This is a genomic window from Kumtagia sp., assembly GCF_059502445.1.
On sequence record NZ_JCACER010000075.1, the window covers coordinates 1 to 25,498 of the forward strand.

24 protein-coding genes and 1 tRNA gene are annotated in these 25,498 nt (G+C 65.7%); 15 read left to right on the forward strand and 10 right to left on the reverse strand.

Annotation, left to right across the window (positions count from 1 at the left end; translation table 11 throughout):
• Nucleotides 1-157 precede the first annotated feature (157 nt).
• The gene (locus AC5JDC_RS19745) at nucleotides 158-592 is read right to left on the reverse strand and encodes a hypothetical protein (protein WP_106774774.1); all 435 of its coding nucleotides are present in this window, start codon (nucleotides 590-592) and stop codon (nucleotides 158-160) included.
• 111 nt (nucleotides 593-703) lie between these two features.
• On the opposite strand from AC5JDC_RS19745, the gene AC5JDC_RS19750 reads away from it, so the two are divergent.
• The 4 genes from AC5JDC_RS19750 to AC5JDC_RS19765 all read left to right on the forward strand — a co-directional run bounded on the left by AC5JDC_RS19750 (nucleotide 704) and on the right by AC5JDC_RS19765 (nucleotide 4,505).
• Nucleotides 704-1,048 carry a DUF952 domain-containing protein gene (locus tag AC5JDC_RS19750; RefSeq protein WP_495843868.1) on the forward strand — a complete coding sequence of 115 codons (345 nt, stop codon included), beginning with the start codon at nucleotides 704-706 and terminating at the stop codon, nucleotides 1,046-1,048.
• Entirely contained in the window at nucleotides 1,045-2,133 is a 1,089-nt protein-coding gene (locus AC5JDC_RS19755) for a quinone-dependent dihydroorotate dehydrogenase (RefSeq protein WP_495843870.1), read from the forward strand. The genes AC5JDC_RS19750 and AC5JDC_RS19755 overlap by 4 nt, the downstream gene beginning before the upstream one ends.
• Nucleotides 2,134-2,308: 175 nt before the next feature.
• Nucleotides 2,309-3,499: an ATP-grasp domain-containing protein gene (locus AC5JDC_RS19760; protein ID WP_495843874.1), complete on the forward strand. Its 1,191-nt coding sequence runs from the start codon at nucleotides 2,309-2,311 to the stop codon at nucleotides 3,497-3,499.
• A gap of 103 nt (nucleotides 3,500-3,602) precedes the next feature.
• Nucleotides 3,603-4,505, forward strand: coding sequence for a histone deacetylase family protein (locus AC5JDC_RS19765; protein ID WP_495843876.1), 903 nt, complete (start codon nucleotides 3,603-3,605; stop codon nucleotides 4,503-4,505).
• 59 nt (nucleotides 4,506-4,564) lie between these two features.
• Here AC5JDC_RS19765 and AC5JDC_RS19770 read toward each other — a convergent pair whose 3' ends face one another.
• Nucleotides 4,565-4,828, reverse strand: a complete 264-nt coding sequence (locus tag AC5JDC_RS19770) for a DUF6460 domain-containing protein (protein WP_106774737.1) — start codon at nucleotides 4,826-4,828, stop codon at nucleotides 4,565-4,567.
• A 127-nt stretch (nucleotides 4,829-4,955) separates the two neighbouring features.
• Between AC5JDC_RS19770 and AC5JDC_RS19775 the strand changes: the two genes are divergently transcribed.
• Nucleotides 4,956-5,029, forward strand: a tRNA-Gly gene (locus tag AC5JDC_RS19775).
• Between the two features lie 178 nt (nucleotides 5,030-5,207).
• Here the strand turns inward: AC5JDC_RS19775 and AC5JDC_RS19780 are convergent.
• Nucleotides 5,208-7,004: a tetratricopeptide repeat protein gene (locus AC5JDC_RS19780; RefSeq protein ID WP_495843877.1), complete on the reverse strand. Its 1,797-nt coding sequence runs from the start codon at nucleotides 7,002-7,004 to the stop codon at nucleotides 5,208-5,210.
• Nucleotides 7,005-7,177: 173 nt separating this feature from the next.
• On the opposite strand from AC5JDC_RS19780, the gene AC5JDC_RS19785 reads away from it, so the two are divergent.
• The 10 genes from AC5JDC_RS19785 to AC5JDC_RS19830 all read left to right on the forward strand — a co-directional run bounded on the left by AC5JDC_RS19785 (nucleotide 7,178) and on the right by AC5JDC_RS19830 (nucleotide 18,378).
• Complete coding sequence (locus AC5JDC_RS19785; RefSeq protein WP_495843879.1) at nucleotides 7,178-7,435, forward strand: hypothetical protein; 258 nt, start codon at nucleotides 7,178-7,180, stop codon at nucleotides 7,433-7,435.
• 81 nt (nucleotides 7,436-7,516) lie between these two features.
• Complete coding sequence (locus AC5JDC_RS19790; protein WP_495843881.1) at nucleotides 7,517-9,502, forward strand: alkyl/aryl-sulfatase; 1,986 nt, start codon at nucleotides 7,517-7,519, stop codon at nucleotides 9,500-9,502.
• Nucleotides 9,503-9,605: 103 nt separating this feature from the next.
• Nucleotides 9,606-10,166: a hypothetical protein gene (locus AC5JDC_RS19795; protein WP_495843883.1), complete on the forward strand. Its 561-nt coding sequence runs from the start codon at nucleotides 9,606-9,608 to the stop codon at nucleotides 10,164-10,166.
• Nucleotides 10,167-10,189: 23 nt separating this feature from the next.
• Nucleotides 10,190-10,993, forward strand: a complete 804-nt coding sequence (locus AC5JDC_RS19800; RefSeq protein ID WP_495843885.1) for a transporter — start codon at nucleotides 10,190-10,192, stop codon at nucleotides 10,991-10,993.
• A gap of 68 nt (nucleotides 10,994-11,061) precedes the next feature.
• Nucleotides 11,062-11,853, forward strand: coding sequence for a DUF481 domain-containing protein (locus tag AC5JDC_RS19805; RefSeq protein ID WP_495843887.1), 792 nt, complete (start codon nucleotides 11,062-11,064; stop codon nucleotides 11,851-11,853).
• Between the two features lie 29 nt (nucleotides 11,854-11,882).
• Entirely contained in the window at nucleotides 11,883-13,295 is a 1,413-nt protein-coding gene (locus AC5JDC_RS19810; RefSeq protein ID WP_495843889.1) for a DUF3300 domain-containing protein, read from the forward strand.
• Between the two features lie 19 nt (nucleotides 13,296-13,314).
• Nucleotides 13,315-14,316 (forward strand): DUF2950 family protein, encoded by a 1,002-nt coding sequence (locus AC5JDC_RS19815; protein WP_495843891.1) that lies wholly within the window; start codon nucleotides 13,315-13,317, stop codon nucleotides 14,314-14,316.
• A 60-nt stretch (nucleotides 14,317-14,376) separates the two neighbouring features.
• Nucleotides 14,377-14,937, forward strand: a complete 561-nt coding sequence (locus tag AC5JDC_RS19820; RefSeq protein ID WP_495843893.1) for a hypothetical protein — start codon at nucleotides 14,377-14,379, stop codon at nucleotides 14,935-14,937.
• Between the two features lie 253 nt (nucleotides 14,938-15,190).
• Nucleotides 15,191-16,105 (forward strand): Hint domain-containing protein, encoded by a 915-nt coding sequence (locus AC5JDC_RS19825; protein WP_495843895.1) that lies wholly within the window; start codon nucleotides 15,191-15,193, stop codon nucleotides 16,103-16,105.
• A gap of 83 nt (nucleotides 16,106-16,188) precedes the next feature.
• Nucleotides 16,189-18,378 (forward strand): tetratricopeptide repeat protein, encoded by a 2,190-nt coding sequence (locus AC5JDC_RS19830; RefSeq protein ID WP_495843910.1) that lies wholly within the window; start codon nucleotides 16,189-16,191, stop codon nucleotides 18,376-18,378.
• 112 nt (nucleotides 18,379-18,490) lie between these two features.
• On the opposite strand, the gene AC5JDC_RS19835 is transcribed toward AC5JDC_RS19830, so the two are convergent.
• The 7 genes from AC5JDC_RS19835 to AC5JDC_RS19865 all read right to left on the reverse strand — a co-directional run bounded on the left by AC5JDC_RS19835 (nucleotide 18,491) and on the right by AC5JDC_RS19865 (nucleotide 25,132).
• Nucleotides 18,491-19,270 (reverse strand): exodeoxyribonuclease III, encoded by a 780-nt coding sequence (locus AC5JDC_RS19835; protein WP_495843897.1) that lies wholly within the window; start codon nucleotides 19,268-19,270, stop codon nucleotides 18,491-18,493.
• A gap of 23 nt (nucleotides 19,271-19,293) precedes the next feature.
• A complete protein-coding gene (locus AC5JDC_RS19840; RefSeq protein WP_495843899.1) occupies nucleotides 19,294-19,584 on the reverse strand; it encodes a hypothetical protein in 291 nt (96 codons plus the stop codon).
• A 72-nt stretch (nucleotides 19,585-19,656) separates the two neighbouring features.
• Nucleotides 19,657-20,298, reverse strand: coding sequence for an alpha/beta hydrolase family protein (locus AC5JDC_RS19845; RefSeq protein WP_495843901.1), 642 nt, complete (start codon nucleotides 20,296-20,298; stop codon nucleotides 19,657-19,659).
• A 1-nt stretch (nucleotide 20,299) separates the two neighbouring features.
• Nucleotides 20,300-21,376: a tetratricopeptide repeat protein gene (locus AC5JDC_RS19850; RefSeq protein WP_495843903.1), complete on the reverse strand. Its 1,077-nt coding sequence runs from the start codon at nucleotides 21,374-21,376 to the stop codon at nucleotides 20,300-20,302.
• Complete coding sequence (ku, locus tag AC5JDC_RS19855; RefSeq protein ID WP_495843905.1) at nucleotides 21,373-22,248, reverse strand: non-homologous end joining protein Ku; 876 nt, start codon at nucleotides 22,246-22,248, stop codon at nucleotides 21,373-21,375. The genes AC5JDC_RS19850 and ku overlap by 4 nt, the downstream gene beginning before the upstream one ends.
• Nucleotides 22,249-22,273: 25 nt before the next feature.
• A complete protein-coding gene (gene ligD / locus AC5JDC_RS19860) occupies nucleotides 22,274-24,730 on the reverse strand; it encodes a DNA ligase D (RefSeq protein ID WP_495843907.1) in 2,457 nt (818 codons plus the stop codon).
• Nucleotides 24,731-24,739: 9 nt separating this feature from the next.
• Nucleotides 24,740-25,132: a hypothetical protein gene (locus AC5JDC_RS19865; protein WP_495843908.1), complete on the reverse strand. Its 393-nt coding sequence runs from the start codon at nucleotides 25,130-25,132 to the stop codon at nucleotides 24,740-24,742.
• Nucleotides 25,133-25,498: the final 366 nt, after the last annotated feature.

A 25,498-nucleotide genomic window follows, 5' to 3' on the forward strand; every position in this document is an offset into this window, starting at 1 on the left:
GCCACCGAGTCAATCCGCCGCACCACAAACGACCAAGATGTGTGCATGCCGTAGCGCAAAGCGGGGGAGAGGTGTCGAGGGCGTAGCCCGAGACGGAGAGGGGGAATGTGCCAAGGCAGGGCAGGACAGAAAGCCATGCCCACAGTCCACGCCGCTCTTACGTTCTCTGCGGCACGGCCGGGCCGTTTTCGGCCGGCTTGTCCTCTTCCATATCCTTGACGATGCCCATGAAGCTGCGCAGGAAACGCTCCATATAGCCCAGCGTCTTGCCGAATTCCTCCTCGGTCGGCAGGGTGGATTCGATCCTGGCAGCGAGCGAGTTCTCCAGCTTCTCCACCCGGGTGCCGAGGGCCGCGAGGTCATCCTGGAGCCGGTCGATCTCGTCCTGGTAGGCCACCCGCTCGTCGGCCGCGAGCTTGCACACCAGCGCCGCTCCTTCCTGCGCGCAGGTCGACATCTCGCCGGTCTCACGGTCCATGCGCACGAAACCGTCGCCGGATTTTTCCAGCACGTAGCGGCCATCCTGGGCGAGCGCGGCGGTCGAGGCGAGCGCGGCAAGCAGCAAGGCGGCGGGGATGGCATAAAGGCGCATGGCGACCTCCGTCGGATTCACCGCGGAAAACTGCCACAAGTTTACGCCGGAATTACGAAGAGGCGCGCCTCTTCCCTTTTCGCCCGGCGCCGTTCGGCCTATAGCGCGCTCATGCACCAGACCATCTACAAGATCAGTCCGAAATCGCTGTGGGCCGAGGCCGAGCGGCGGGGCGTCTTCACCGGCGCGCCGGTCGACGTCGCCGATGGCTTCATCCACTTCTCCACCGCCGCGCAGGCGGCCGAGACCGCGCGGCGGCACTTTGCCGGGCAGGACGATCTTCTCCTGGTCGCGGTCGATGCGGCGCGGCTGGGCGAGGCGCTGATATACGAGGTGTCGCGCGGCGGCGACCTGTTCCCGCATCTCTACGGCCCGCTCGACCTTTCCGCGGTCAGATGGGTCAAGCCGCTGCCGCTCGGCGCGAACGGCCACGTCTTTCCGGACCTCGGCGCATGACCGGTCTGTTCGAGCAGGTCGGCCGGCGGCTGCTGTTCGGCCTCGACCCGGAAACCGCGCACGGCCTGTCGATCAAGGCGCTGCGATGCGGCCTGCCTCTGCCCAAGCCGCCCGCCGACCCGCGCCTGGCCGTGCGTATGGGCGCCCTCGCATTTCCGAATCCGCTCGGCATGGCGGCCGGCTACGATAAGAACGGCGAGATCCCCGATGCGCTGCTTTCGGTCGGCTTCGGTTTCGCCGAAATCGGCTCGATCACGCCGCGGCCGCAGGCCGGCAACCCCAAACCGCGCATCTTCAGGCTGACGCGCGACGCCGCGGTGATCAACCGGCTCGGCTTCAACAATGAGGGCCACGCGCGCTGCGCGGAGCGCCTTGCCGCCCGGCAGGGACGAACCGGCATCGTCGGCGTTAACATCGGCGCCAACAAGGACAGCACCGACCGCATCGCCGATTACGAGGCTGGCGTGCGGCTGTTCGCGCCGCTCGCCACCTATCTGACGGTCAACATCTCCTCGCCCAACACGCCGGGCCTGCGCAACATGCAGGCGCGCGGCGAGCTTGCCGAATTGCTGGGGCGGGTGGCGGCGGCGCGGCAGGCGCTCGCCGAGGGGGCAGGTCGCGACACCCCGATCTTCCTGAAAATCGCCCCCGACCTGACCGAGGCGGAACTGGAGGACATCGCCGCCGAGCTTTCCGCGCATCCGATCGAGGGACTGATCGTCTCCAATACGACGCTGTCGCGCGACGGGCTGAAGGACGCCACACTTGCCCGGGAAACCGGCGGCCTTTCGGGCAAGCCGCTGTTCGCGCGCTCCACCATCGTGCTCGCCAAGATGCGGCGACTGCTCGGCCCCAAGGCGGCGATCATCGGTGTCGGCGGTGTCGATTCGGCGGAAACGGCGCTGGAAAAAATCCGCGCCGGCGCCGACCTCGTCCAGCTCTACACGGGCCTGATCTATGGCGGGCCGGCGCTGCCGGGACGCATCCTGCGCGGCATGAGCGCCGTGTTGGATCGGGAAGGCATCCCGTCGGTCGCGGTGCTGCGCGATATCCGCATGGAGCACTGGGCGGGCAAAGCTATCTGACGCTCAGCATATGCGGGCGCGCCGCGCGCCAGCAACTCAGGCCGCTGGGCGGCGGCACGAACAGCAGGATTGCGCGGCATCGGCATCTGCCGCTAGCTTGCGCACGCCGTGAGCAGCAAGGCCGTCGATGTCCAAGCCGAGACTGCCGTGGCAGGCTTCGCGGTCGGAGGGGCACATGCACCAGCAGGACAGCGCCCCGACGGAGGCGAGCCGGAAGACGATCCTCGTCGTCGGCACGAACGCGGGGCAGGCCGACCTGATCCGCTACATGCGCACGCGCGGGTGGAGGGTGCTCGCCTGCTCGAAACTGGCGGACGAACCGGGCCGGGAACTCTGCGACGAATTCTTCCAGGTGGACGTGAGGGATGTGGAGCGCGTCGTCGCACTTGCCCACGCCCGGGACGTCGATCTGGTCTACTCGGTGTCTTCCGATACGACAAACGGGACCGCCGTAAAGGTCGCCGAGGCACTCGGCCTGCCGCACTTCCATTCCTCCGAGCTCATCCGGATCCTCGACAACAAACATAAGCTGCGCGAGATTCTGAACGAGCACGGGATCAGCGTCGTCAAGTTCAGGCACGCCGCGACGCTTGAGGATGCCAGTGGCTGGAGCCACTATCCGTGCTTCGTCAAGCCCGATGCGTCGCAGGGCCAGCGCGGCATCTCAAAGGTCGACCGGCGCGAGGATCTGGAGGCGGCGTTCCAGGCCGCAAAGGCGGTCGGCGGCGCAAATTCGTCGGTCATCATCGAGGAATTTCTCGCCGGTATCGAAATCCCGTTCAATGTCCTGGTGAAGGATGGAGGGATCGTCTTCTGCGAGCCCAACGAGCGTTTGTTCATCAGCGAGGCGTTCATCGGTCTCGCCGGCGGACACGTTCACCCGTGCTACAACGTGCCCGCCGAGCAGCAGCAGGCCGCGCACGAGCTGGTGTGCGCCTTGATCGAGCTTCTGCGCATCGACAACGGTCCTCTCTACGTCCAGGTCATGGTCACGAAGGACGGCCCGAAGGTGGTCGAGATCGGCCCGCGCGTCGACGGAGGGCACCTGTGGCGGCTTTTCGCCGCCGCCGGCCATCCCGACTACATCGACCTTACGATGCGCGTCCTCCTGCGGGAGCCGCTTCCCCTTCCACGGCCACGCAACGGCGAAGCGCCCCGATGCGAGCTGATCTTCTACCGTGCCCCCACCGGATACCTATTCGCGGCGGCCAACCACCCCATTCCTGAAGACGCGCTCTACAGCGAGTACCGCTACCATGATGGCGAGGTCATCAAGCCGGTCAACGGCAAGTTCGAAGTCGTCGGCTATTATGTCCGTGCCGTCGATACGGAAGAATCGACAAAATATGCGGCCAACGTGCGATAATCCAGCTGGGCATCAGTCGGAATCAGTCGGTTGCACGGAAGGAAAGCCGAAGGCGCCTCTTGTCCTTCATCCTTGCGGAAAATCGCTTAGGGATGCTCCCACCATGAGCCTCCACATCGTCAGCCACCCCGACTACGACGCCAACTTCCCGGCCGACCATCGCTTTCCCATGGGCAAGTACCGCGCGCTGGTCGAGCGGCTGGAGGCGACCGGTCTGCTCGCCCGCTCGATTCATGTGGAGCCCCGACCTGCCGAGGAAGCGGCGCTGAAGCGGGCGCATGACCCGGCCTATGTCGACCAGGTGCTGGCGGCCCGGGTGCCGGAAAGGATCGAGCGCGAGATCGGCTTTCCCGTCAGCGAACGCGTGGCGCGGCGTGCCCGCCGTGCCGCCGGTGGCACGGTCCTCGCCGCGCGCCTGGCGCTGGCACATGGCATCGCCTGCAATGCCGCCGGCGGCAGCCATCATGCGCGGCGCGCGCATGGCGCCGGCTTCTGCACCTTCAACGACGTCGCCGTGGCGGCGCTCGACCTGCTTGCCGACCGGCCGCAGGCGAAAATCCTGGTGGTCGACCTCGACGTCCACCAGGGCGACGGCACCGCCGACATTTTTCGCGGCGAGCCGCGGGTGTTCACCGTCTCCATGCATGCCGAGAAGAACTATCCGGTGCGCAAGATCGCCTCCAGCCTCGACGTCGCGCTGCCCGACGGCATCGGCGACGCCCAGTATCTCCAGCATCTGGCGGCGGCGCTTGCCAGGATTGATACCGCTGCCGCGTGGGACATCGTGTTCTACAATGCAGGGGTCGACCCGCATGCGGAGGACCGGCTCGGCCGGCTGTCGCTGTCGGATGACGGTCTGCGCCAGCGCGACCGCATGGTCGTCGCGCGCTTCCGGGCGCTCGGCGTTCCCGTCTGCGGCGTCATCGGCGGCGGATATTCGCGCGACATCGCCGCGCTCGCGGCGCGTCACGCCATCCTGTTCGAGGTGGCGGCCGAGTTCGCCTGATCGCAGGCGCCTCGGCTGTCCTGTCAAGACTGTCGCCGGCCTCAGCTGCGACGGCCGCCCTACCGCCGGTAGCTCAGCAGGCGGAGGATGACGAAGGCGGGGATGACGATCGCCGCACCCAGCAGCAGGTAGCCGAAGAAGCGGTCGACGGTGGCGAAGCCGAGATTCCAGATGCGCAGCAGTGTGTCGCGTACCCAGTCCAGCACGTCGAGCGGCGACCAGCCGAAGGCGCTCATGACGACGCCGACGAGGAAGGACACCACCAGCAGCTTCAGGAACACGCGCAGCGGCGTATCGCCGAGGAATTTTGTCAGGCTGGACACGATTCGCCTCCTTGCATGAAGCACCGCATAGGCGCTGACGCCGGCTACTTCAAGGCCGCAGTCGTCGCGGAAAGCCCGTCAAAGCCGATTGCGGAAGCGCGGCGGGCCGTGTTATCGAGGCTGCCGCGCGGGTATGATGTAATGGTAGCCTGTCAGCTTCCCAAGCTGAACGCGCGGGTTCGATTCCCGCTACCCGCTCCACCGCTTGCCGCTCCTCCCAAGCCATGATTTGACGGTGTCACGCGCGAGGCCGGCGATGCAGAACCGTGTGGCAGCAGTTCCATTCAGGTCATGAAGTGAAGATCGTCGCCTTTCGGCCAAGCGACTTTTCGCGCCCCTGAAGGAGCTTCCCAGACCTTTCTTTTGTCGACGCACGGCATCAATTCGTCCCCGGCGGGGTCCAGCCAGCGTTGCGCAGGCCCGCGACCAGCGCGTTGACGATCTCGTCGGTTGCGTGGTGCCGCCGGTAGGCGGCGGCGGGATCACTCCCCAACAGGGGCGATATTTCAGCCATCCTGGCAAGCGCCTCATGCGCGCCGGCATCATTGCCGAGCGCGCCATGTGCTATTGCGATGAAGGACCAGCTTATGCCGGAGCCGTCAACGGCGCTTCGCTTGGCCGTATCAAGCATTTCCGCGTACCTGCCGTGCAGGTAGTGGTCGACTGCAACAAGGTGGAAATACCAGCCGGGCGCGTTGACCGTCCGATCGATCGCCTGCTGAAGATAGGGAATTCCCTCCTCGAACTTGCCGCGCACCGCCATCCTCCAGCCGAGCTGCGCCAGCGTATCCGGATCGTTGGGATTGAGCGCCAGGGCCCGTCGCTGGATGACCTCCCCTTCGTCGTAGCTGCCCATGTAATGGTTGATCGAGGCGAGCGCCTTGAGCGCGAGCACGTTCGTGCCGTCGAGCGCAACGGCATGCGACGCGGCGTCGAGGGCGCGGCCGTAGGAAAGCGTGGCACTCCCCTCCGGATTGAGATCGAACCGTCCCTGATCCAGATACAGCCATCCAAGCATGGCCCAGGCTTCCGCATAGTCGGGATCGCTTTTCACCGCGGCTTCGAGGCACGCCAGCACTGGTGCGTGAAGCGCCGTCGCGAAGCTTCGCCGGTAGGCATAGGCGCGAAGCACGCATTCGTAGCTCGACATGCTCGGTTCGAACCCAACGGGCAAGGCGCTGGTGATCTCCGTTCTGAGAATGCCATAGGGCTGCCCGAGCGCGGTGGATATCGCCGCGCCGATTTCGCTCTGAACCGAAAGGAGAGTGCCCGGGCTCGGCGACCGGTCGAACTGTTCCGCCCAGACGATCCTGCCGGAGTCCACGTGAACCAGTTGGGCGCCGATCATCATGCGGGATGCCGCCGCCTTGACGCTGCCGGTGAGCACGAACGACGCACCCGCGCGGTCCCCCGCCCCTACCGGATCGTCGAGCGTGCCTTGCCCGGTCGGCAGATACAGCAAGATATCGGGGAAGCGCCTGAGATCGGCCATGAGCTGCTCGGAAATTCCGGCGGCCAGGAACGCGGCGTCGGAGCCTTCGCCATAAACCTTGAAGGGCAGCATCAACAGCGCCGAGCCGCGAGGCTGGCTGGCGGCACTATCGCGCCAGTCGGCGAAGTGAACATAAGCGGCGCTTGCAACGAGCATCAGACCGGCAGCAACCGCGCAGACGGCCGGCCAGCGGCCATTTCCGGAAAACCGTCCTGCGGTCTCGGCGCCGGCGATGGGCCCTGACGCGGGCTGATCCGCGGCGACGGTCGGCCCTCCGTCCGAAAGGCTCTCAAGGGGTCCCGGCGCTTCGGATTGCGCCAGCTGAACATCGGGAGCGTAGTTCCCCGTGGGGATGGAGATGCGCAGGGGATTTCCACGACCTGCCGCCACGTAGTAGCCGTCCAGATCCCGCCGCAGCCGCCGAGCCTCGAGGCGTACGACCGGATCCGACTGGGCGTCGAAGTCTTCGCCTCGCCGGAACACCGCCACGCCGATCGTATAGCCTTTGAGTTCGTGGCCCCGGCCGGCGAGCAGTTCCTCGACCAGAAAGACCAGCATTTCCCGGCGCCGCGGCGATGCCTTGAAATCCGGGCTGCCCAGTATTCGGGATAATTCTTCGCGAACTCTATCCGGCGAAACATGGCCGCCACGATCGGTCGAGAAGATTTTACGGACCGAATTCATACGGGCACGCCGACATCTGCTTGGCGACGGAACTGGAAATCCTTACGCCAGATTCGGCTGCGGGCAAAGCCCCGCCGCTACCGTTCGTACCTGTTCGCACCTTCCTTTTGTGACGTGTCCGCGTGAGCGTGCGTTGCATTCAGACGACCAGAAACCATTGAAGGTCTTGCTGGATGTTCGACCTGGCGCCGGTTCTACGCCATTTCGCGGGCCACGAATTCGAAATACGCCGCCGCTGCGCATCCGACCCGGCGTTCAGCGCGATCTGCGAGGACTATGCGGCCGCCACGACAGCGCTGGAACGTTGGAAGAGCGACCGCAGGAAGGCACAAGATTACCGCCAGCTGTTGCTCGAACTGGAGGACGAAATCCGTGAACACCTTCGGAGGCCGATGGGATCGACTGCCCGAACGGGATCGAAAAACATATGACCATCGTACCGGACGCGTAGCGTCGGACGTCTGCCGGGCGAAATCTTTCCGAGAGCAAACGACAAGCGAGGAGTCGAATTCATGAACGCGAAGACATTGTTCGGGAGTGTCTCTGTCGTCGCGGTCCTTGTTGCTGGACCCGTGCAACCTACCTTTGCCCAAGACCAAGATCAGCGCAAAGAGGCGACCGAGACGACAAAGGCTGCAAACCAGAAGCTGCTTGGCGAACTGCCGTTCGACGACACGAGCGACTTCGACGATGCCAAGAAAGGTCTCATCGCGCCGCTTCCGACCGCCGTCATCCAGGGCCAGTCCGGCAATCCTATCTGGAATCCGCAGCAATACGGCTTCATCACCGAGGGCGCGCCTGCGCCCGACAGCGTCAATCCCAGCCTCTGGCGCCAGTCGCAGCTCATCAACATCTCGGGGCTGTTCGAGGTCACGGACGGCATCTACCAGGTGCGCAACCTGGACCTGTCGAACATGACCATCATCGAAGGCGCGGAAGGTGTCACGGTCGTCGATCCGCTGGTTTCCGAGGAGACGGCCAAGATCGGGATGGACCTTTATTATCAGCATCGCGGGCAGAAGCCGGTGAAGGCCGTCATCTACACGCATAGCCATGTCGATCACTATGGTGGCGTCCGCGGCGTCGTCAGCGGGGAGGATGTGAGCTCGGGCAAGACCAAGATCTACGCACCGCACGGCTTCCTCGAGGCCGCGGTGGCCGAGAACGTCTTCGCAGGCAATGCGATGAGCCGCCGGGCCAGCTACATGTACGGCAATCTGCTGAAACCCGATCCCAAGGGTCAGGTCGGCGCCGGCCTTGGCACCACCACCTCGGCCGGAACGGTCACGCTGATCCCGCCCACCGACATCATCGCGGAGACGGGCCACAAGGAAACCATCGACGGACTTACCTACGAGTTCCTGATGGCGCCGGGCTCCGAAGCTCCGGCCGAAATGCTCTGGTTCATCGAGGAGAAGAAGGCGATCTCAGCCGCCGAGGACGCGACCCACACGCTGCACAACACCTACTCGCTGCGCGGCGCCAAGATACGCGAGCCGCTGCCCTGGTCGAAATATCTGAACCAGGCACTGGTGATGTGGGGCGACAAGGCCGAAGTCCTGTTCGCCCAGCACCACTGGCCGACCTGGGGCAAGGAGAACGTTACGGAGCTTCTGGAGAAGCAGCGCGATCTCTACCGCTACATCAACGATGAAACGCTGCGCGCGGTCAATCACGGCAAGACGATGCGCGAGATCGCCGAAACCTTCAAACTGCCGGACAGCCTCGACAAATACTGGGCAAATCGCGGCTATTACGGCTCGATCTATCACGACGTCGCGGCCACCTACGTGCTCTATCTCGGCTGGTTCGACGGCAATCCTTCCACCCTTCACGAACTGCCACCGGCAGAAGCCAGCAAGAAGTACGTCGAGTTCATGGGCGGTGCCGATGCGGTGCTGCAAAAGGCGAAGGAATCCTTCGACAAGGGCGACTATCGCTGGGTCGCGCAGGTAACGAACCATGTCGTCTTTGCCGATCCGGACAATCAGGCTGCCAAGAATTTGACGGCCGATGCTCTGGAGCAGCTCGGATACCAAGCCGAGTCCGGGCCATGGCGCAACTTTTATCTGACCGGCGCACAGGAATTGCGCAACGGTATCATGCAAGCGGGAACGCCGAGCACCGCAAGCCCCGACACGATCCGAGCGATGTCGCTGGACCTGTTCTTCGACTATCTCGGCGTGCGCCTCAACAGCGAGAAGGCGGGCGATGCGCACATCACCCTCAACTTCGATTTCGGCGGGGCCGACGGCAAATATCTGGTCGAGCTCGAAAACGGCGTGCTCAACAACACTGCAGGCAAGCAGGCGGATGCCGCGGACGCTACCGTCACGCTCTCGCGGGAGACCCTGAACAATATCGTCCTGGGTCAGACGACTCTCGAAAAGGCGACGACGGACGGCGACATCAAGATAGCAGGTGATTCCGCAAAGCTCGGCCAGATGGTTTCGATGCTCGACACGTTCGACTTTTGGTTCAATATTGTTACTCCGTGACATGCGATGGCCAGCCTGGGTGCCACCTTGCTGTGGCACTCAGGCCCCGAGAGCGTCGAGTGGGGCGCGGGCAGCGTCCTGCCATCCAAGCCGGAGGTGGCGAATGCGATATCGGGCTTTGCTTTCAGGTACCCTGGCAGTCGCGGCCAGCGCTCACGGGGCGTTGGCCTGTGGTTATCATTCCGGGCTGGCAAACGCAGCCTTCGACGTAGCACATCCCAGATCGCTGGCCGTTGCGGTCGCCATTCGCCAGGCCGCTGACCGTGGCGTCCTCGATAAACGGGAAGAACCCGCCAAGCTGGCGCTTTTCGGGGCAGGCTACCGCCGTGCGGTGCGACAGTTGCATGAACTCGAAGACAGATTAGCGCGCGTCGCATCTCGCCTCGACAGCCTCGAAAGCCGGCAGTTTGCGCTTGTGCTCGTGCGCTCGCGGCTGTGGACCCGGTACGTCATCCATGCCGGCGATGTGAAAGCCGTCGTTCATACGGCTGCTGCCGATGACAGTGAGACTGTCGTCCTGTCAGATGAGAGCGTCTTGAGTGCGGTCGTCGACAAGCAGGTGGCATTCGACGCAGCGGTCGAGCAGGGACTCGTGGAAATCGTCAACGATCGGGACGGAAAGGTGCTCGGCATCCTACGTGCTGCCCTTGGAGGCGAGGTGTGAAAATCACTGAGGAAGAACAAGTGATGACGTCGAAACGGCGGTTGACACTGGCGGCATTCATCATCGTCTTGGCTGCGGCGGCACCCGCCTCCGCCCAGGACGCGGACCTGGCGAAGCAGCTCTCCAATCCGATCGCCTCGCTGATCAGCGTGCCGTTCCAGTTCAACTACGATTCCGGCTACGGTCCCAATGACGGCGACCGGGTGACTATGAACATCCAGCCGGTCGTTCCGATCTCGCTCAACGAGGACTGGAACCTGATCTCGCGGACCATCGTGCCGGTGATCTGGCAGGAGGACGTCGCCGGCCCGTCCGGCACCCAGTTCGGGCTTGGCGACACCGTGCAGAGCCTGTTCTTCTCGCCCAAGGCGCCGGGCCCGGGGGGCATCATCTGGGGCGCCGGCCCCGTCATCATGCTGCCGACCGGCACCGATCCGTTGCTCGGCGGCGAGAAATGGGGCGCCGGGCCCACCGCCGTGGTGCTGAAGCAGTCGGGTCCCTGGACCTATGGCATCCTCGCCAATCACATCTGGTCGTTTGCCGGCGACGACGCACGCGCGGACGTGAGCTCCACCTTCCTGCAGCCCTTCATCTCCTACACGACGGCGGACGCCTGGACCTTCGCGCTCAACACCGAGTCGACCTACGACTGGGAAAGCGAATCCTGGTCGGTGCCGGTCAACTTCATGGTCAGCAAGCTGGTGAAGTTCGGCGAGCAGCCGGTCAGCCTGGGGGCGGGCATCCGCTACTGGGCCGAAAGCCCCGAGGCCGGACCCGACGGTCTCGGCGTGCGCGCCTCGGTTACCTTCCTGTTTCCGAAGAAATGAAGGCGAGATTTCGGGAGCGAAAGCAGGTAATTTCGCTCCCGTGCATGACTATCGAGGTGGGACGTGGAATGAAAATGCTTAGCCGACTTGAAACTGTTCTTATGCTCGGTCTCCTGGCGGCCGTCCCTGCCCAGGCCGCGGACGTTCCGATACCGATGTCGCCCGAGCAGGTCGAGGCGGAGGCCGATGGCTGGACCTTCGCCGTCAGCCCGTATTTCTGGGCGGCCGGCCTCTCCGGCGACATCGCCCAGTTCGGCCTGCCGGCAACCATCCATATCGACGCGGATTTCGGCGACATATTCAACAATCTCGACTTCGCCGCGATGGCGATCGGCGAGGCCCGCTACGACCGCTTCTCGATCTTCGGCGACGTCATGTACACGAAGCTGACGGTCGGCTCCGGAACGCCGAGGGGCATCGTTGCCGACAGCGTCGACGTCACCTCGGAGACGTTCGCCGGCCTGGTCGGCGCCGGCTATTCGCTGTTCAAGGACGACCGCAGTTATTTCGACGTGGTCGCCGGCGCGCGGGTCTGGAGCGTCAACACGGAAATTTCGGTGAATGGCGGCCTGCTCGACGGCGCCGACGTCAGCGACGGCGAAACCTGGGTCGACGGGCTGGCCGGCATTCGCGCCAGATACGCCTTCACCGACGCCATCTACGTGACCGGCTGGGGGCTGGTCGGCGCCGGCCAGGCCGATCTCGACTGGGATGTGGCGGCGGCCCTCGGCTACAAGTTCAACGACACGTTCTCCGCCGTCGCCGGCTACCGCGCGCTCGGCGTGGACTACAGCAAGGACGGCTTCGTCTTCGACGCCGTCCAGCAGGGCCCGATCATGGGCCTCGTCGTGCATTTCTAAAGGACAGTAAACAGCGGGAGGTCACCGATATGAATAGCAAGAGCACCCGAAGACTTGGCCTCGCCGTTGCGGCCACGCTTGCCTCCATCCTGCTGGCAACCGCCGGTCCGACATCCGCCCTTGCCCAGGAGCAGACAGCCGCGGCCGATCCGGGCGCGGCCGCCACGCAGGCGCCGGAGCCGCTCAGCGCCGACGAGCTGGAGGTGCTGGTGGCGCGCATCGCGCTCTATCCGGACGAATTGATCGCGGTGGTCACCGCGGCCTCGCTCTATCCGCTGCAGATCGTCGAGGCGTCGCGCTATCTCGACGACTACGCCAAGGACAAGAGCCTGAAGCCGAAGGAAAGCTGGGACGGCAGCGTCATCTCGCTGCTCAACTATCCCGAGGTCGTCAAGATGATGAGCGACGACCTCGAATGGACGCAGGCGCTCGGCGACGCCATCGCCTACCAGCAGAAGGACGTGCTGATCGCCATCCAGCAGTTGCGCGAGGAGGCGGTGGCGAAGGACATCATCAAGACCGACGACAAGGTCAAGGTGGAGACGCAGGGCGACAACATCGTCATCCAGCCGGCGAACCCGGAAGTCGTCTATGTGCCGCGCTACGAGCCTGAGATGCTCTACGAGCCGGACTATGTGGCGGCGCCGATCGCCTACTATCCCGATCCCTATCCCACCTACTGGTATCCGGGCGCGACGTTCTTCGCCGCGGCGGTGACCGGCGCGGTGTGGGCCGCCGCCGTCGACTGGGACGACTGGGACGTGTGGGGCGGCCACTGGGATGGCAACGACATCGACATCGACTGCGACCATTGCTTCAACAATCGGGACTTCGACGGCAAGATCAACTTCAATGACATCGACTGGAAGAATGTCGACCGCTCGAAGCTCAATTTCGACCGGGATCAACTGAACAAGTTCGACCGCACCAACATCAAGAACCGCGTGGAGGCCAATCGCGGCAATTCGATCCGCGACCGCGCGGCGGACATCAAGCGCAGCCATCCGGGCAACAACGCAGCCCGCCACGCCAAGGCCCATGACATCCGCAAGAGCACGCTGGACGGTCTGAAGAACCGGCCTGGCGGCGACCAGATCCGCCGTCCGGATGGCCAGCGGCCGGCAGCACGCCCGGCCGGCGACCGGCGCGCGGCGGCGCGTCCGAATGCCGATCGCCGACCCGCCAACATCCACCGCCCGGCCGGCAAGCCGAAGATGGGTCACAAGGTTGACCACAGGCCGCAGCACCACTCGGCGCTGGGAAACGTCGATCGCGGCAAGATATCGAGAGTCCATTCCAACCGCGGCCGCCAGGCCATGGGGGGCGGGCACCGCGGTGGTGGACGGGCCATTCACCACGGCGGCGGCGGACGCCAGCTGCATCGCGGCGGCGGAGGAGGAAGACACATGGGCGGCGGACATCACGGCGGCCGCAGGCGTTGAGAAGAGCGAGGAGGAAACCATGAACACCACCCTTCACAACATGCTCCGCACGCTCTCCATGGCCGCGCTTATGGCCGGGCTCGCAACGGGTCTGCCGGCGGCGGCATCGGCGCAGGAACAAGCCCCGGCGGATCAGGCGGCGGCAGGCGCGGCAAGCGAGGCTGAAGACCCAGGCATCTTCGCCTTCGAATCGGAACAAGACCCGCCGCTGTTCGACAATGCGGAGGCCGCGATCGATGCTTTCAAGAAGACCTTGACCGACGACGACTTCGACGGTCTGGCGAAGCTGCTCGGCCTCGATGCGGCCAAGCTCAAGGGCGCGGACGGTGTGATGGACACGTTCGCGCAGATCCGCGAGGGCGCGGCGAAAACACTGGTGGTCGCCGATATCGACAACGGAAAAAGCCTGCAGATCGGCGAAAAGCTCTGGCCGTTTCCGTTTCCGCTGCTGAAGGGCGACGACGACGGCAAATGGGCGTTCGATACCCAGGCCGGTCTGGAGGAGATCGTCAACCGGCGCGTCGGCGAGAACGAGCTTGAGGTGCTGGCGGCGATGCTGGCCTATGTCGAGGCGCAGAACGACTACACCATGGAAGACCGCGACGCCGATGGCGTGGAGGAGTTCGCGCAAAAACTGATCAGCAGCGAGGGCGCGACCGACGGCCTCTACTGGCCGGCCGACGAGGTGAACGGCGAAAGCCCGGCGGGCGACCTCAGCCAGGCGGAGTTGACTGACGCCGCCGAGGGCGACGGCTACTTCGGCTATCGCTTCAAGATCCTCACCGGCCAGGGCGACAACATCGCCGGCGGCGCCTACGACTATGTCATCAACGGCAACATGATCGGCGGCTTCGCCCTGGTCGCCTGGCCGGTCAAATATGCCGAAACGGGCGTGCACACCTTCGCGGTCAACCAGCAGGGCATCGTCTACGAGGCCGATCTCGGTCCCGCGACCGAGGCGATCGTCAAATATATCGACCGCTTCAACCCGGACGACAGCTGGAGCGTCACCGCCGACTGAGGAAGAGCCGATGCCCCCCCTATCCTATACGGTCCCAATCGCCTGATGGAGGTGTGAAGCATGATCCAGCTGGCGGCCCTTCTCGCTAGGCCGATTCTCGGCAAGCTGCCGCTTCCCGAAGCGGCGAAGGACAAGATGGCCAGCGTCAACCAGCTGCTGGCTGGCGGCTCGGGCGAAAGCTGGATTCCGCTTGCCCGCCAGCAGGCGACCTTGCCGGTCAAGACCCAGTTGCGGGGCGAATCCGCCTCGGTCGAGCGCGGCGAGCGCGATCACGACGGCAAACCATTGCGCTGGGTGCAGTTCGAGTGGCCGGCGCTGCAAGTCGATGATTGCACGTTTCACAAGGTGTGCTGGCGCTTCTACCAAAATGGCCTGATCTGCCTCGAACTCGTCGCCAGCAAGGATGCGGCGGGGCTGGACGTGCGCGATCTGGTCGGCCACGGCATCGAGCTTCGCGACCGCAGCGGTTTCCTGATCGGCATCTGGTCGGCCGCTTTCGCGATCCAAAAGGGAACCGACCGTACGGTGTTTCACGCAGCGGCAGCGGACGACTTCCAGCCGCTCAGGCTGCATTTCGACGAAACAGCCGAAATTCAGGGCGGCATCGCATTCAGGATCTGAGTTGAGAATACCTGCCGCAAAACCCATAGAAGGAAAGCTCGCATCGGAAGTCGAAAGTTAAGTTAGGGGATGTATCATCTGTTACTGATCTGGCGAGGTAGAAGTCTCGCGCCGATTTTTTGTAACCAAATTTTATAGTTAAATGCTTATCCATTATTTGTTGACCGCCTTGCGGCTATGCTGTTTAGATGATTTTGGGGGAGGGGCCACTTTTCACGCGCATTGTATGAGCGCGTAGCTGGAGCGACCGATCATGGCGGAATACGACAGCAGTTTCTACACCGTAGGCACCTATGACCCTGGCACCGGTATCTTCACCCCCACCGCTGATAGCGTAGAAGCTGACCACCACGCTAGCGACAACGAGGGCAGCGGCCAGCCGGGCGAAACTACCTTTGAGACCGGGGACAATATGACTATCACTGGCGGCCCACTCTCAGGGGGCGGCCAGTATGTGGGCTTCTCCGGCGACGGCTTCCTCGTCCAGCAGGGCAGCGACTACTATTTTTTCTCCAACACGGGATACACCTCAGGCGAACCACTAGAGATCGATACCGATGATCCCTTCCCCGTTTGCTTCGGCGCGGGAACGCTGATCGCGACGCCGGATGGGGAGCACGCGGTCGAGACGCTTTCCATCGGCGATCTTGTCATGACGGCGGACGGGCGTTCAGTGCCGGTGAAATGGATCGGCCGGCAGACGCTGTCGACGGTATTCGGCATGCCTGACGGACGGCGACCCGTCTGCGTGTCCGGCGGGGCGCTGGGTAACGACCTGCCTCTCCGCGATCTGCGTGTTACCGCAACGCACGCCCTGCTGATCGACGGCGTGCTGGTCCATGCCGGCGCGCTCGTGAACGGCACGACGATCCGGCGCATCCCGTCGAGCGAACTCGGCGAGCGTTTCGTCGTCTACCACATCGAGACGGAGAACCACGAGATCGTGCTCGCCGAAGGCACGGCGGCTGAGACTTTCATCGACAACGTCTCGCGCGAACGCTTCGACAACTACGCCGAATACAAGGCGCTTTACGGGTCTGCGCCCGCGGCGATGGAGGAGTTGCAGCAACCCCGCGCCATGAGCTCCCGCCAGGTTCCGGCTTCGATCCGCAGCCGGATCGCGATGGCCGCGGCGGCGCTGCGACGCGCCGGGGAGCGTGCAGCCTGACCTCTCGGACCCATGCCGGCGTTCCGCGGCCTTCAGACCCGGATGCGGACATCGCGAAACACCCGACCGACATAGGACGTCGGCTGAAGTGGTCGCGCGAACTCGCCAGGCTTGGCCGCCACCGGCAGGCGCAGGCCGTTTTGAGGGAAGGCCTGGCGCTCATGCCGCACGCGCCGCGCCTGCTGGCCGAACTGTCGGGTCAACAGCGGAGGCAAGGCCGGCTCCAGGCTGCGCAGAAGACCCTTCAGGTCCTTGCAAAGCACCATCCCGACGATCCCCGCCTGCCGCAGCTTCGCGCAGCCCAGGCCATCGCGACCGGTGATGTCGCAGAGGCGGAGCGAATTTACGCGGCCGGCGTCGCTGCGCGGCCCGGGGACGAGCAGCTGCGCCTGCGTTGGGTTCGCTGCCTGCTGCGGCTCGACCGCCAGATCGAGGCACAGACCGTGCTGGCGGAGGGCCTTGCATTGGAGCCGGCGTCCGCCGACTTGCTGGCTGAACGAACGTTGCTGTATTGCCGGATGAGGCAGGCCGAGGCGGCGCAAGCAAGACTGCAGACGCTGGAAAGGCAGGCTTCTGATCATCCGCTGCTGCCCAGGCTGCGGCAGATGGCGAAGAAGCTTGGCGGCGATGCCCCCACGACAGAGCGGACCTATGCCGCTGCTGTCGAAGCCAGCCCGCGGAACATTGCGGCGCGCCTGCGCCTGGTGCGCCACCTGAGAGGGCTTGGCCGCTATGACGAGGCGTTGTCGGTTTTGTCGGATGGGCTTGCGCAAACCCCGGATTCGGCCGAGCTGCTGGCTCAGCAGACCTTCCTGCTCGGCAAGACGGGGCTACTCGAAGCAGCGCAGGCCAGCCTTCGGCTGCTGGCGGCACACCACCCCGATCATCCGCAGATATCGCAGTTCCGCGGCACCCAGGCCGAGGCTGCTGGCGATCTGGACGAAGCGCAGCGCATCTTTGCCGCCGATGCGGCGGCGCACCCGCACGACGCGGCGCGGCGCGTCCGCTGGACAAACAGCCTGCGAAAATCGGGGCGCATCGAGGACGCGCTCGAAATACTCGCCGGGCAGGCGCAGCCGACCACGGCCGAGCGCAAACTGGGGATCGAATGCCTGTTGGAAGCGGGCCAATGGGAGGAGGTCTCAGGGCTCCTCGACTGTTGGCCGGACACGGGCAGGCCCGAAGACTGGCTGGTCAAGATGCGCCTTCGGATGCGCCTGGCAATCCTGAGATTCGAGCACGGCACCGCATTGGAGCACGCAAAGGCGATGCTTGCCGTCGCCCCGGACAATGCCAGCGCCGGCATCGGCTTTACACGAGCGGCAGCGGCCGCCTTCCAGCCCGAGCTTGCCTGGAAGGCGCTGGTGCACATTCCCCGGAAATCGCCGAACGGAGGGCCGCCGCGCCGGGGCGCCGGCGCGCTGCGCAGCCTTATCGGCCAGATCGTGAACGATCTCCGGCTGCGGCCGCAGGAGACAGCGCAACTCGCGGCGGCCGCCGAACTCGGCACGGAAGCATTGATCGAAACCGCTGGCGCTTTACTGCGCTCGGGCCCCGGCAATTTCGCGGCGGCGCTCGGTCTGCTTATAGGCCTGGCCCGCGCCGGAGTGTTCACGCCGCCCTCTGCAGGTTTGCAAGCCAACTGCCGCATACCAAAAATCCTGCATCAGTTCTGGGACACGGAAACGCCGCCCAGGGACGTGGACCTGCTGATGGAGCGGGCGAAGGCCGTGAACGGCGACCTGTCCTATCGGCGCTGGAACGACGCTGCCGTGCGACGCTTCCTGTCGGCGTTCGGCCGTCCCGAGCCGCTGCGGGCTTACAAGCTGGCGCGTCATCCCGCCATGAAGGCGGACCTGTTCCGGCTGGCCGTGCTTTATGCCGAGGGAGGCGTCTATCTCGACGCAGACGACTATTGCGCCGCGCCGTTGAGCACCCTGCTTTCTCCGGATGTCACGTTCTGCTGCTACCAGGACGAATTCTGCTCCATCGGCAACAATTTCCTGGCAGCGACACCGCGCCATCCGCTCACCGGTGCGGCGTTGCGCGAGGCGGCGCAATCGGTGATCGAAGGCGCCACCGAGTCGCTATGGCTGGTCACCGGGCCGGGCCTGATGTCGCGCGTCGTCGCCAATTCGATCGCCTGGACGCCGGATCTGCGCCCTTCACCCGGCCTGACGGTCCTGCCGCTCCGAATTTTCCACGGCGTCGTCCATCCGCACCGGCGAGTTTCCTACAAGGCAGATGCACGGCATTGGATACGGGCCGCCTGACATTGTCGCGTCCGATGCTGTGTAATTGACGCCAGCTTCCCAGGCTGATCGCGCGGCTTCGATTCCCGTTACCCGCTCCAGAGCCCTACCTGCACGGCCCCGCGCGCGGCCCTCAACCGGAATCCGACAGCTCGATCCAGGCGGGTGCGTGGTCGCTCGCTCCCTCCAGGCCGCGGGTCTCGCGGTCGACGCCGCCGGCGACCAGCCGGCCGGCGAGGTTCGGCGAGAGCAGCAGGTGGTCGAGGCGCAGGCCGGCGTCGCGCGGCCAGCGGTTCCGCTTGTAGTCCCAGAAGGAATAGATGCGTTCGTCCGGGTGCAGCGTCCGGATGGCGTCCGTCCAGCTTCGCCCGACCAGCCGGCGGAAGGCGGCGCGGCTTTCCGGCTGGACCAGCGCGTCGTCGTCCCAGGAGCGCGTCGGATAGATGTCGAGTTCGGTCGGCGCGACGTTGTAGTCGCCGGCCAGCACCACCGGCGCGCCGGTCCTGCGCAGCGCCGTCGCGTGCCGCGCGAGCCGCTCCAGCCAGGCAAGCTTGTAGTCGAACTTCGGGCCGGGCTGCGGATTGCCATTTGGCGCGTAGATGCTGGCGATCAGGATGCCGCCGACGGCCGCCTCGATGTAGCGGCTCTGGCGGTCGTCGGGGTCGCCCGGCAGCTCGGCCCGGGTCAGGACCGGCATCGCGCCGTGCGCCAGGATGGCGACGCCGTTCCAGGTCCGCTGCCCCGCCCAGACCGCCTCATAGCCGGCCGAGCGGATCGCAGCGGCGGGGAAGTCCGCGTCGGCGGCCTTCAGTTCCTGCAGGCAGACGACATCCGGCTTCCGCGCCGCCAGCCAGCCGAGGAGATTGGCGAGGCGGCGATTGACGTTGTTGATGTTGTAGGTGGCGATCAGCATGGGCGAGGCAACGGCCGCCCCGCCTACGCTTCGTCGTCCTGCGGCACCGGGCTGAGGCCGAGCCAGGTCGGGCTGCGGCCCGACGCCAGCAGCGCCAGGTCGGTCTCGCCGACATCATACTGTTCGCCGCGCACCGAAACGCGGGAGACCGTCGGACGGTCGGTGGAATAGACCTCGCGGACGATGCGGATGTTGCGCCGCTGCAGCATCTCGCGCACGGCCTGGCGCTGGCGGACCTGCTCCGAGACGGCGGCCTGAACGGAAGAGGGAAGGCCGGCCGGCGGCCTAGGCAGGGAGCTTTTACGCTTGTCCATGACGCAACTCCGAACTGCCGGGATCAACGCACAGTTGGCTTCCCGCCGCAAGCGGGAATCGTCCGCGTCGTCTCAGCCGGCGGCGATCCGCTCCGCCCAGGCCCAGGCCATCTGCGCCATGGTGTTGAGGTGATCGGGGGCCGAATAGCCCGAAACCGACTTGCGCGGCTTCAGGTCGTGGTCGCCGTCGTCGAGCCACAGAATCTGGATCACCTCGGACAGCGCGTAGCCCGATACCTCCTCGCGTGTGCCGAACTCGTCGCGCGTGCCCTGGCAGATCAGGGTCGGCGTGCGCAGCGTTTCGAGATGCTTGGTGCGCAGCTGCGTGGGCTTGGCCGGCGGGTGGAACGGATAGCCCAGGCAGAGCAGCCCGGCGATCCGGCCGGCGCCATGGAGATCGTCCGCCACCATGCTGGCGACGCGGCCGCCCATCGACTTGCCGCCGATGACGAGCTGGCCGTTCTTTCCCAGCGCCTCGACCGCGGCCAGATATTCGGGCTGCAGGGTTTCGGCTCGCGGCGGCGGCTTGCGGCCGTCGCCGCTGCGGCGCGCCGCCATGTAGCCGAACTCGAAGCGGGCGACGCGAAACCCGGCTGCGGCGAGCGCCCGGGCCGCGGCGGTCATCGACGCCGAATCCATCGGCGCGCCGGCGCCGTGCCCGAGCAGGATCGTCGTCGGCGCGGAGTCCGGTCCGTCGAAGAGAAACGATGTCATTTCAGCTCGCGTTCTTCTGCGCCAGGTCGACGAACTGGATGCCGCGCGCCGCGATGCGTCCCCATTCCGAGTGGGGATCGAGCTCGAGGTAGCGCAGCCACCAGCGGCGTGCTTCGGCGAGGTTGCCGGCCTCGTATTCCAGGCTCGCCAGGTTGTAGACCGCATCGGCATAACCCGCGTCGAGGGCGATCGCCTTGCTCAGGCTGCGGCGGGCCGCGTCGGTCCTGCCCTGTTCGGCGTCGATCGCCGCGAGGTTGAACCACGCCTCGACGAATTTCGGGTCGCGCTTGATCGCGCCCATATAGGCCTGCCCGGCCTCAGCGAGCCGGCCGAGATGGCGCAGACAGTTGCCGCGGTTGAAATGCACCACGGCGTTGCCGGGCCTGTGCGCCAGATACTCCCGATAGATCGCGGCGGCCTGCTCGTGCCGTTCCTGCGCCTCCGCCTCGTCGGCCAGGGCGCGCAGCGCCTCCAGTTCGACATCGTCGCTGGCGAGCGGCAGCATCACCTGCCCGTCAAGCTCGCTGACGCCTCCCTGCGCGTGCTGCGCATAGATGGCGTCGCTGCGCTCCGCATGCAGCGCCAGCGACGCAAGCGCGCCGACGGAGGGCGAGCGGCGGATCGACCTGACGATGGTGCTCCACGACGTGCCGACCAGCAGCATGACGTATTTCTTGGCCAGGATCAGGTCGCGGAAGGTGAAGGGCTCGACGTCGCGCTCGAACGCGTCGAAAAGCGCCAGGAGATCGAAAATGGCCGGCGGCAGCCCGGCCTGCTCGATCAGCACCTGCCGGGCCAGCGTCGCCGGCGCCGGCTGCGCCAGGCCCAGCAGGCGCAGGAAGCCGTTCTCGCTCAGGAGCTGCCGTCCGGCGCTCCTCTCCCGCTCGACGGCGGCCTCGATGCGCAGCTCGTCCCAGCTCTCGATCAGCCGGTGGCCGAACACGACATGCGTGGTGCCGCGGGTGACGCTGCTCCGCAGCACGCCGCCCTGGCGCTCGACCTCGCGCCGGACGGCCCGCCGGGGGAAGGACGCGAGCGCCCCGATCAGGCAGATGGTGTTGCCGGCGAGCGCACTCACTTCCTGCCCTTGGCCGATGCCTTTCCGCCGCCGGACGCCGCGACCTTGAGGGCAGGCTTGGCCGGCGGCTCCGCCTTGGTCTTGCTCTTCGCCGGCGGCTTGCTCTGCGACAGGCTGGCCTTCAGCGCGTCCATCAGGTTGACGACGTTGCCGCGCTCGGGTGCGGCGGCGATGATCGGCTTGTGACCCTTGAGCTTCTCGCGGATCATCGTCATCAGCGCGATCTCGTAGCGGTCCTCGTAATTCTGCGGATCGAAGGTCGTCGCCTTCTGCTGGATGAGCGCCTCGGCGAGCTGCAGCATCTCCGGGTCGGGCTTTCCGACCGGTATGTTGCCGAAATATTCGGACGTGCCGCGGACCTCGTTGGGATTCCTCAGCGTGCAGACGAACATGCCGGTGTCCCGCGCGCCGATGGTGACGACGCGCTCGCGGCTGGAGAGCACCAGGCGGGCGATGGCGAGCTTGTTGGTCCGGCGCAGCGCCTCGCGCAAGACGATGAAGGTCTCCTCCGCCATGGCGCCGTCCGGGGCGAGATAGTAGGGCGCGTCCTGGTAGATGACGTCCATGGAATCCTGGTCGACGAAGGCTTCGATGTTCATCGTGTGGTTGGATTCGATCCTGACGCTCTCGAGGTCGGAATCCTCGATGATGATGTATTTCTTGTCCTCGTACTCATAGCCCTTGACCAGATCGGAGCGCTCGATCAGGCCGAGCTCCGGGTCCACCGGCTTCATGTTGATGCGGTTATGGGTCTTCTTGTGGAGCTGGTTGAAGCTGATGCGTTCGCTTGAGCTGGTGGCCGGATAGAGCCGGACCGGACAGCTCACCAGGCTCAGCTTCAGGTAGCCCTTCCAACTTGCCCTTGGCGCCATGTTTGTCTCCTACGCGACGACGCGACTATCTCTTGACCTGCAACGGAGGCGGCAATTCTCGGGCAAAGTCGTTAATGTCCGCCCAAGGATCGCCCGTCGTCTCCAGAAGGCCCGGCACGGAAGAGTAGTTCAAATCCTCCGGAGCGTCGATGGACTCGAGATCGCTCCAGCTCAGCGGCGTCGATACCGGCGTGTGCGCGCGGCCGCGCAGCGAATAGGGGGCGACCGCGGTGGCGCCCCGCGCATTGCGGTGGAAGTCTATGAAGATGCGCTTCCGGCGGTTCTCTTTGCCCATCACCGTCGTGAAGACCGTCGGCGCCGTGGCCGCGATCCCCGCGGAGATTTCGCTGGCCGCCTCGTGGAACTGCTTCCAGCCGAGCTTCCTGGTCGTCGGCACGACGACGTGGATGCCCTTGCCCCCCGAAGTCTTGACGAAAGGCTCCAGGCCGAGGCCCTGCAACGCGCCGCGCACATGCACGGCCGCCTCGACCACTTCGCGCCAGGCGATGCCTTCGCCCGGATCGAGATCGAAGACGACCCGGTCCGGCCGGTCGAGGTTTTTCCGCAGCGTGCCCCATGTGTGGAACTCGACCACGCCGAACTGCGCCAGGGCAAGGTACCCCTTGACGTCCTCGACCGAGATGTAGCCCTTGGTCTCGCCTTCGGAATTCTTCGTGTCGAAGGACGCGATGGTCGGCGGCATGCCGGTGAAGGGGTGGCGCTGGAAGAAGCAGTCCTGCGGCCTTCCGGTCGGGCAGCGGAACAGCGAGACCGGCCGGCCGAGAAGGTGCGGCAGCATGAAGTCGCCCATGGCGGCGTAGTAGACGGCGATGTCCAGCTTGGTCGGCCCCGATCTGCCGAACAGGCGGCGGGTCGGATTGGTCACCCAGATGGTGGCGAGATCGGCATCCGAGATCAGCCGCTTGCGTGCCGGCGCCGAGGCGGCCGAGGTGAGCTCGACCTCGCGCAGCCCCTTGAACACCGAATGGCGCAGCAGATTGTCGGTCGTTCTGGCGCCGTAATGGATGCGCGCCGACAGCACCGGCCGCACCCAGATGATGTCGCGCGGCGCGCCGTCGAGCGGCTCGGCGCCGCTTCGCAGCGGCTCCAGCCGGGCCAGCAGCGCCTCCAGGGTCGCCGCGTCGAAGCCGGTGCCGACCTTGCCCCGGTACTGGAGTTCGCCGTCGGCCCACTCGGCCAGCGCCAGCGAAGCCAGGCCTTCGGCGGCCTGGGAGACCGTGTAGCCGGCGATGACGAAGTCGTCGGCCTGCAACGCCTTGGCCTTCAGCCAGGTCTTCGACCGGTCGGACTGGTACGGTGCGTCGGCGCGTTTGGAGACGATGCCCTCCAGCCCCATCTCCGAGGCACGCTCATACAGCGCCCGGCCGTCGCCCTCGACGTGATCGCTGACCTGGATCGCCGAATTCGCCGTGACGCTGCCGGCGAGGAACTGGCTGAGCAGCGCCTTGCGCTGGATCAGCGGCACGTTCCTGAGGTCCCATCCGTCGAGATGGAGGAGATCGAAGGCGTAGAAGGTCAGTTTTCCGGCCGCGCCAGTGGAGAGCGCGTCCTGCAAGGCCGAAAGCCGCGGGATGCCCTTGTCGTCGGTCGCGACGATCTCGCCGTCGAGGATCGCCTCGCGGCACGGCAATCTGGCCAGGGCGGCGGGCAGGTCGGCATAACGCTTCGTCCAGTCGAGGCCGCCGCGGGTGACGAGCCGCACCGCGCCGCCGGCGATGTGGGCAGCCGTGCGGTAGCCGTCGAATTTTATCTCATGCAGCCAGCCGTCGCCGTCCGGCGGCGCCGGCGTCGGGGAGGCGAGCTGAGGCGCGATGCGCTCGGGCGCCGGACCCGCCACGGCGCCCTCGATCCTGCCCGGAGCAAGCCTGGCCGGGCGGGGGGCGGGCTTCTTCGGCTTTGCGACCAGCTCCTCGATCCGGCGGCCGGACCTGGCGCTTTCCGGACGGCTCGCCAGGATGTCGACGGTCGTGTCGGCGAAAGGATCGCGCTCCTTGAACAGGATCCAGTTCCTGTCCTCCTCGCCCGGCCTGGGCTTCATGCGGGCCAGCATCCACCCGCCCTTCAGCTTCTGGCCGAACAGGCGGAACTTGAAGGCGCCCTTGCGCAGCGATTCTTCGGCGTCCTCCATCGGCGCCCACACGCCGGTGTCCCACACGATCATCGGCCCGCCGCCATATTCGCCTTCCGGGATCACCCCCTCGAAGTCGATATATTCGAGCGGATGGTCCTCGGTCTCGACGGCCAGGCGCTTGTCGGCGGGGTCGAGCGACGGTCCCTTGGGAACCGCCCAGCTCTTCAGCACGCCGCCGAGCTCCAGCCGCAAGTCGTAATGATTGGCCGTGGCGTGATGCTGGTGGACGACGAAGCGGTTGCCCGTGCCATCGGCCGAACCGCCCGCCGGCTCGCTGGTCCTGGCGAAGTTGCGCTTCTGCCGATAGGTCTGGAGTTTCCCGCGCGCCATCGGCGCAAGCTAAGCAGGTTTGGCCGGCTTCGCCAACAGATGAGACGGTGCTCGCCGCGCCGGCGATTGCCTGTAGTACCTGCCGACAGCATGCATCGCCGCCACGCCGCGAAAAAATCCGCGGTGGCCACGCGCGGCCACGACGATGAGGCGCCGCACCGCCGCTTCGGCCGGACGCAGGAGCCGGAGTATGGCACGGTGGAGGCGGCGGGGAAGGGTAAGTGCCGGGGACAGTTTACTTTTTTCGGCCCGCGCGAGGCCTGAACCGCTGCGGCCTTTCTGCCGAAAGAAAGTAAACTGTCCCCTGAGTTCCTCGAGTTCCAGCCCGGCCATGGCGACGAGCATGGCGAGGATGTGCTTCAGCGCCTCGCGATTCTTCTCGATTGCCGCATCCCAGTCCACCGCCGCCTCCTTTCCAGCACAGGCGGGGGATTGTCGCTCCGAACGGGAGGAGGGGGATAAATTCGGGAAAACAATCCTGACGGATGCTGACAGGGGCCGCATGCGCAGAGTATCGCGCATGACAAACGGTGGCTCTCCGTCGTCTCCTACCCCCACCCCTAACCCTTCCCTCAAGGGGGAGGGGGACCCGGCTTGCGTCTCCGCCAGCCGCCATCGTCGATGATTTCGCTCGGCACAACGGCCGCAAAGTCCCCCTCCCCCTTGAGGGGAGGGGTCAGGGGTGGTCCAGACCGGGCAGATTGTTGACAGAATGGACCGGCGAGATGGTTGACAGATTAGCGTGTCGGCAGGGGAAGGAGCCTGCCG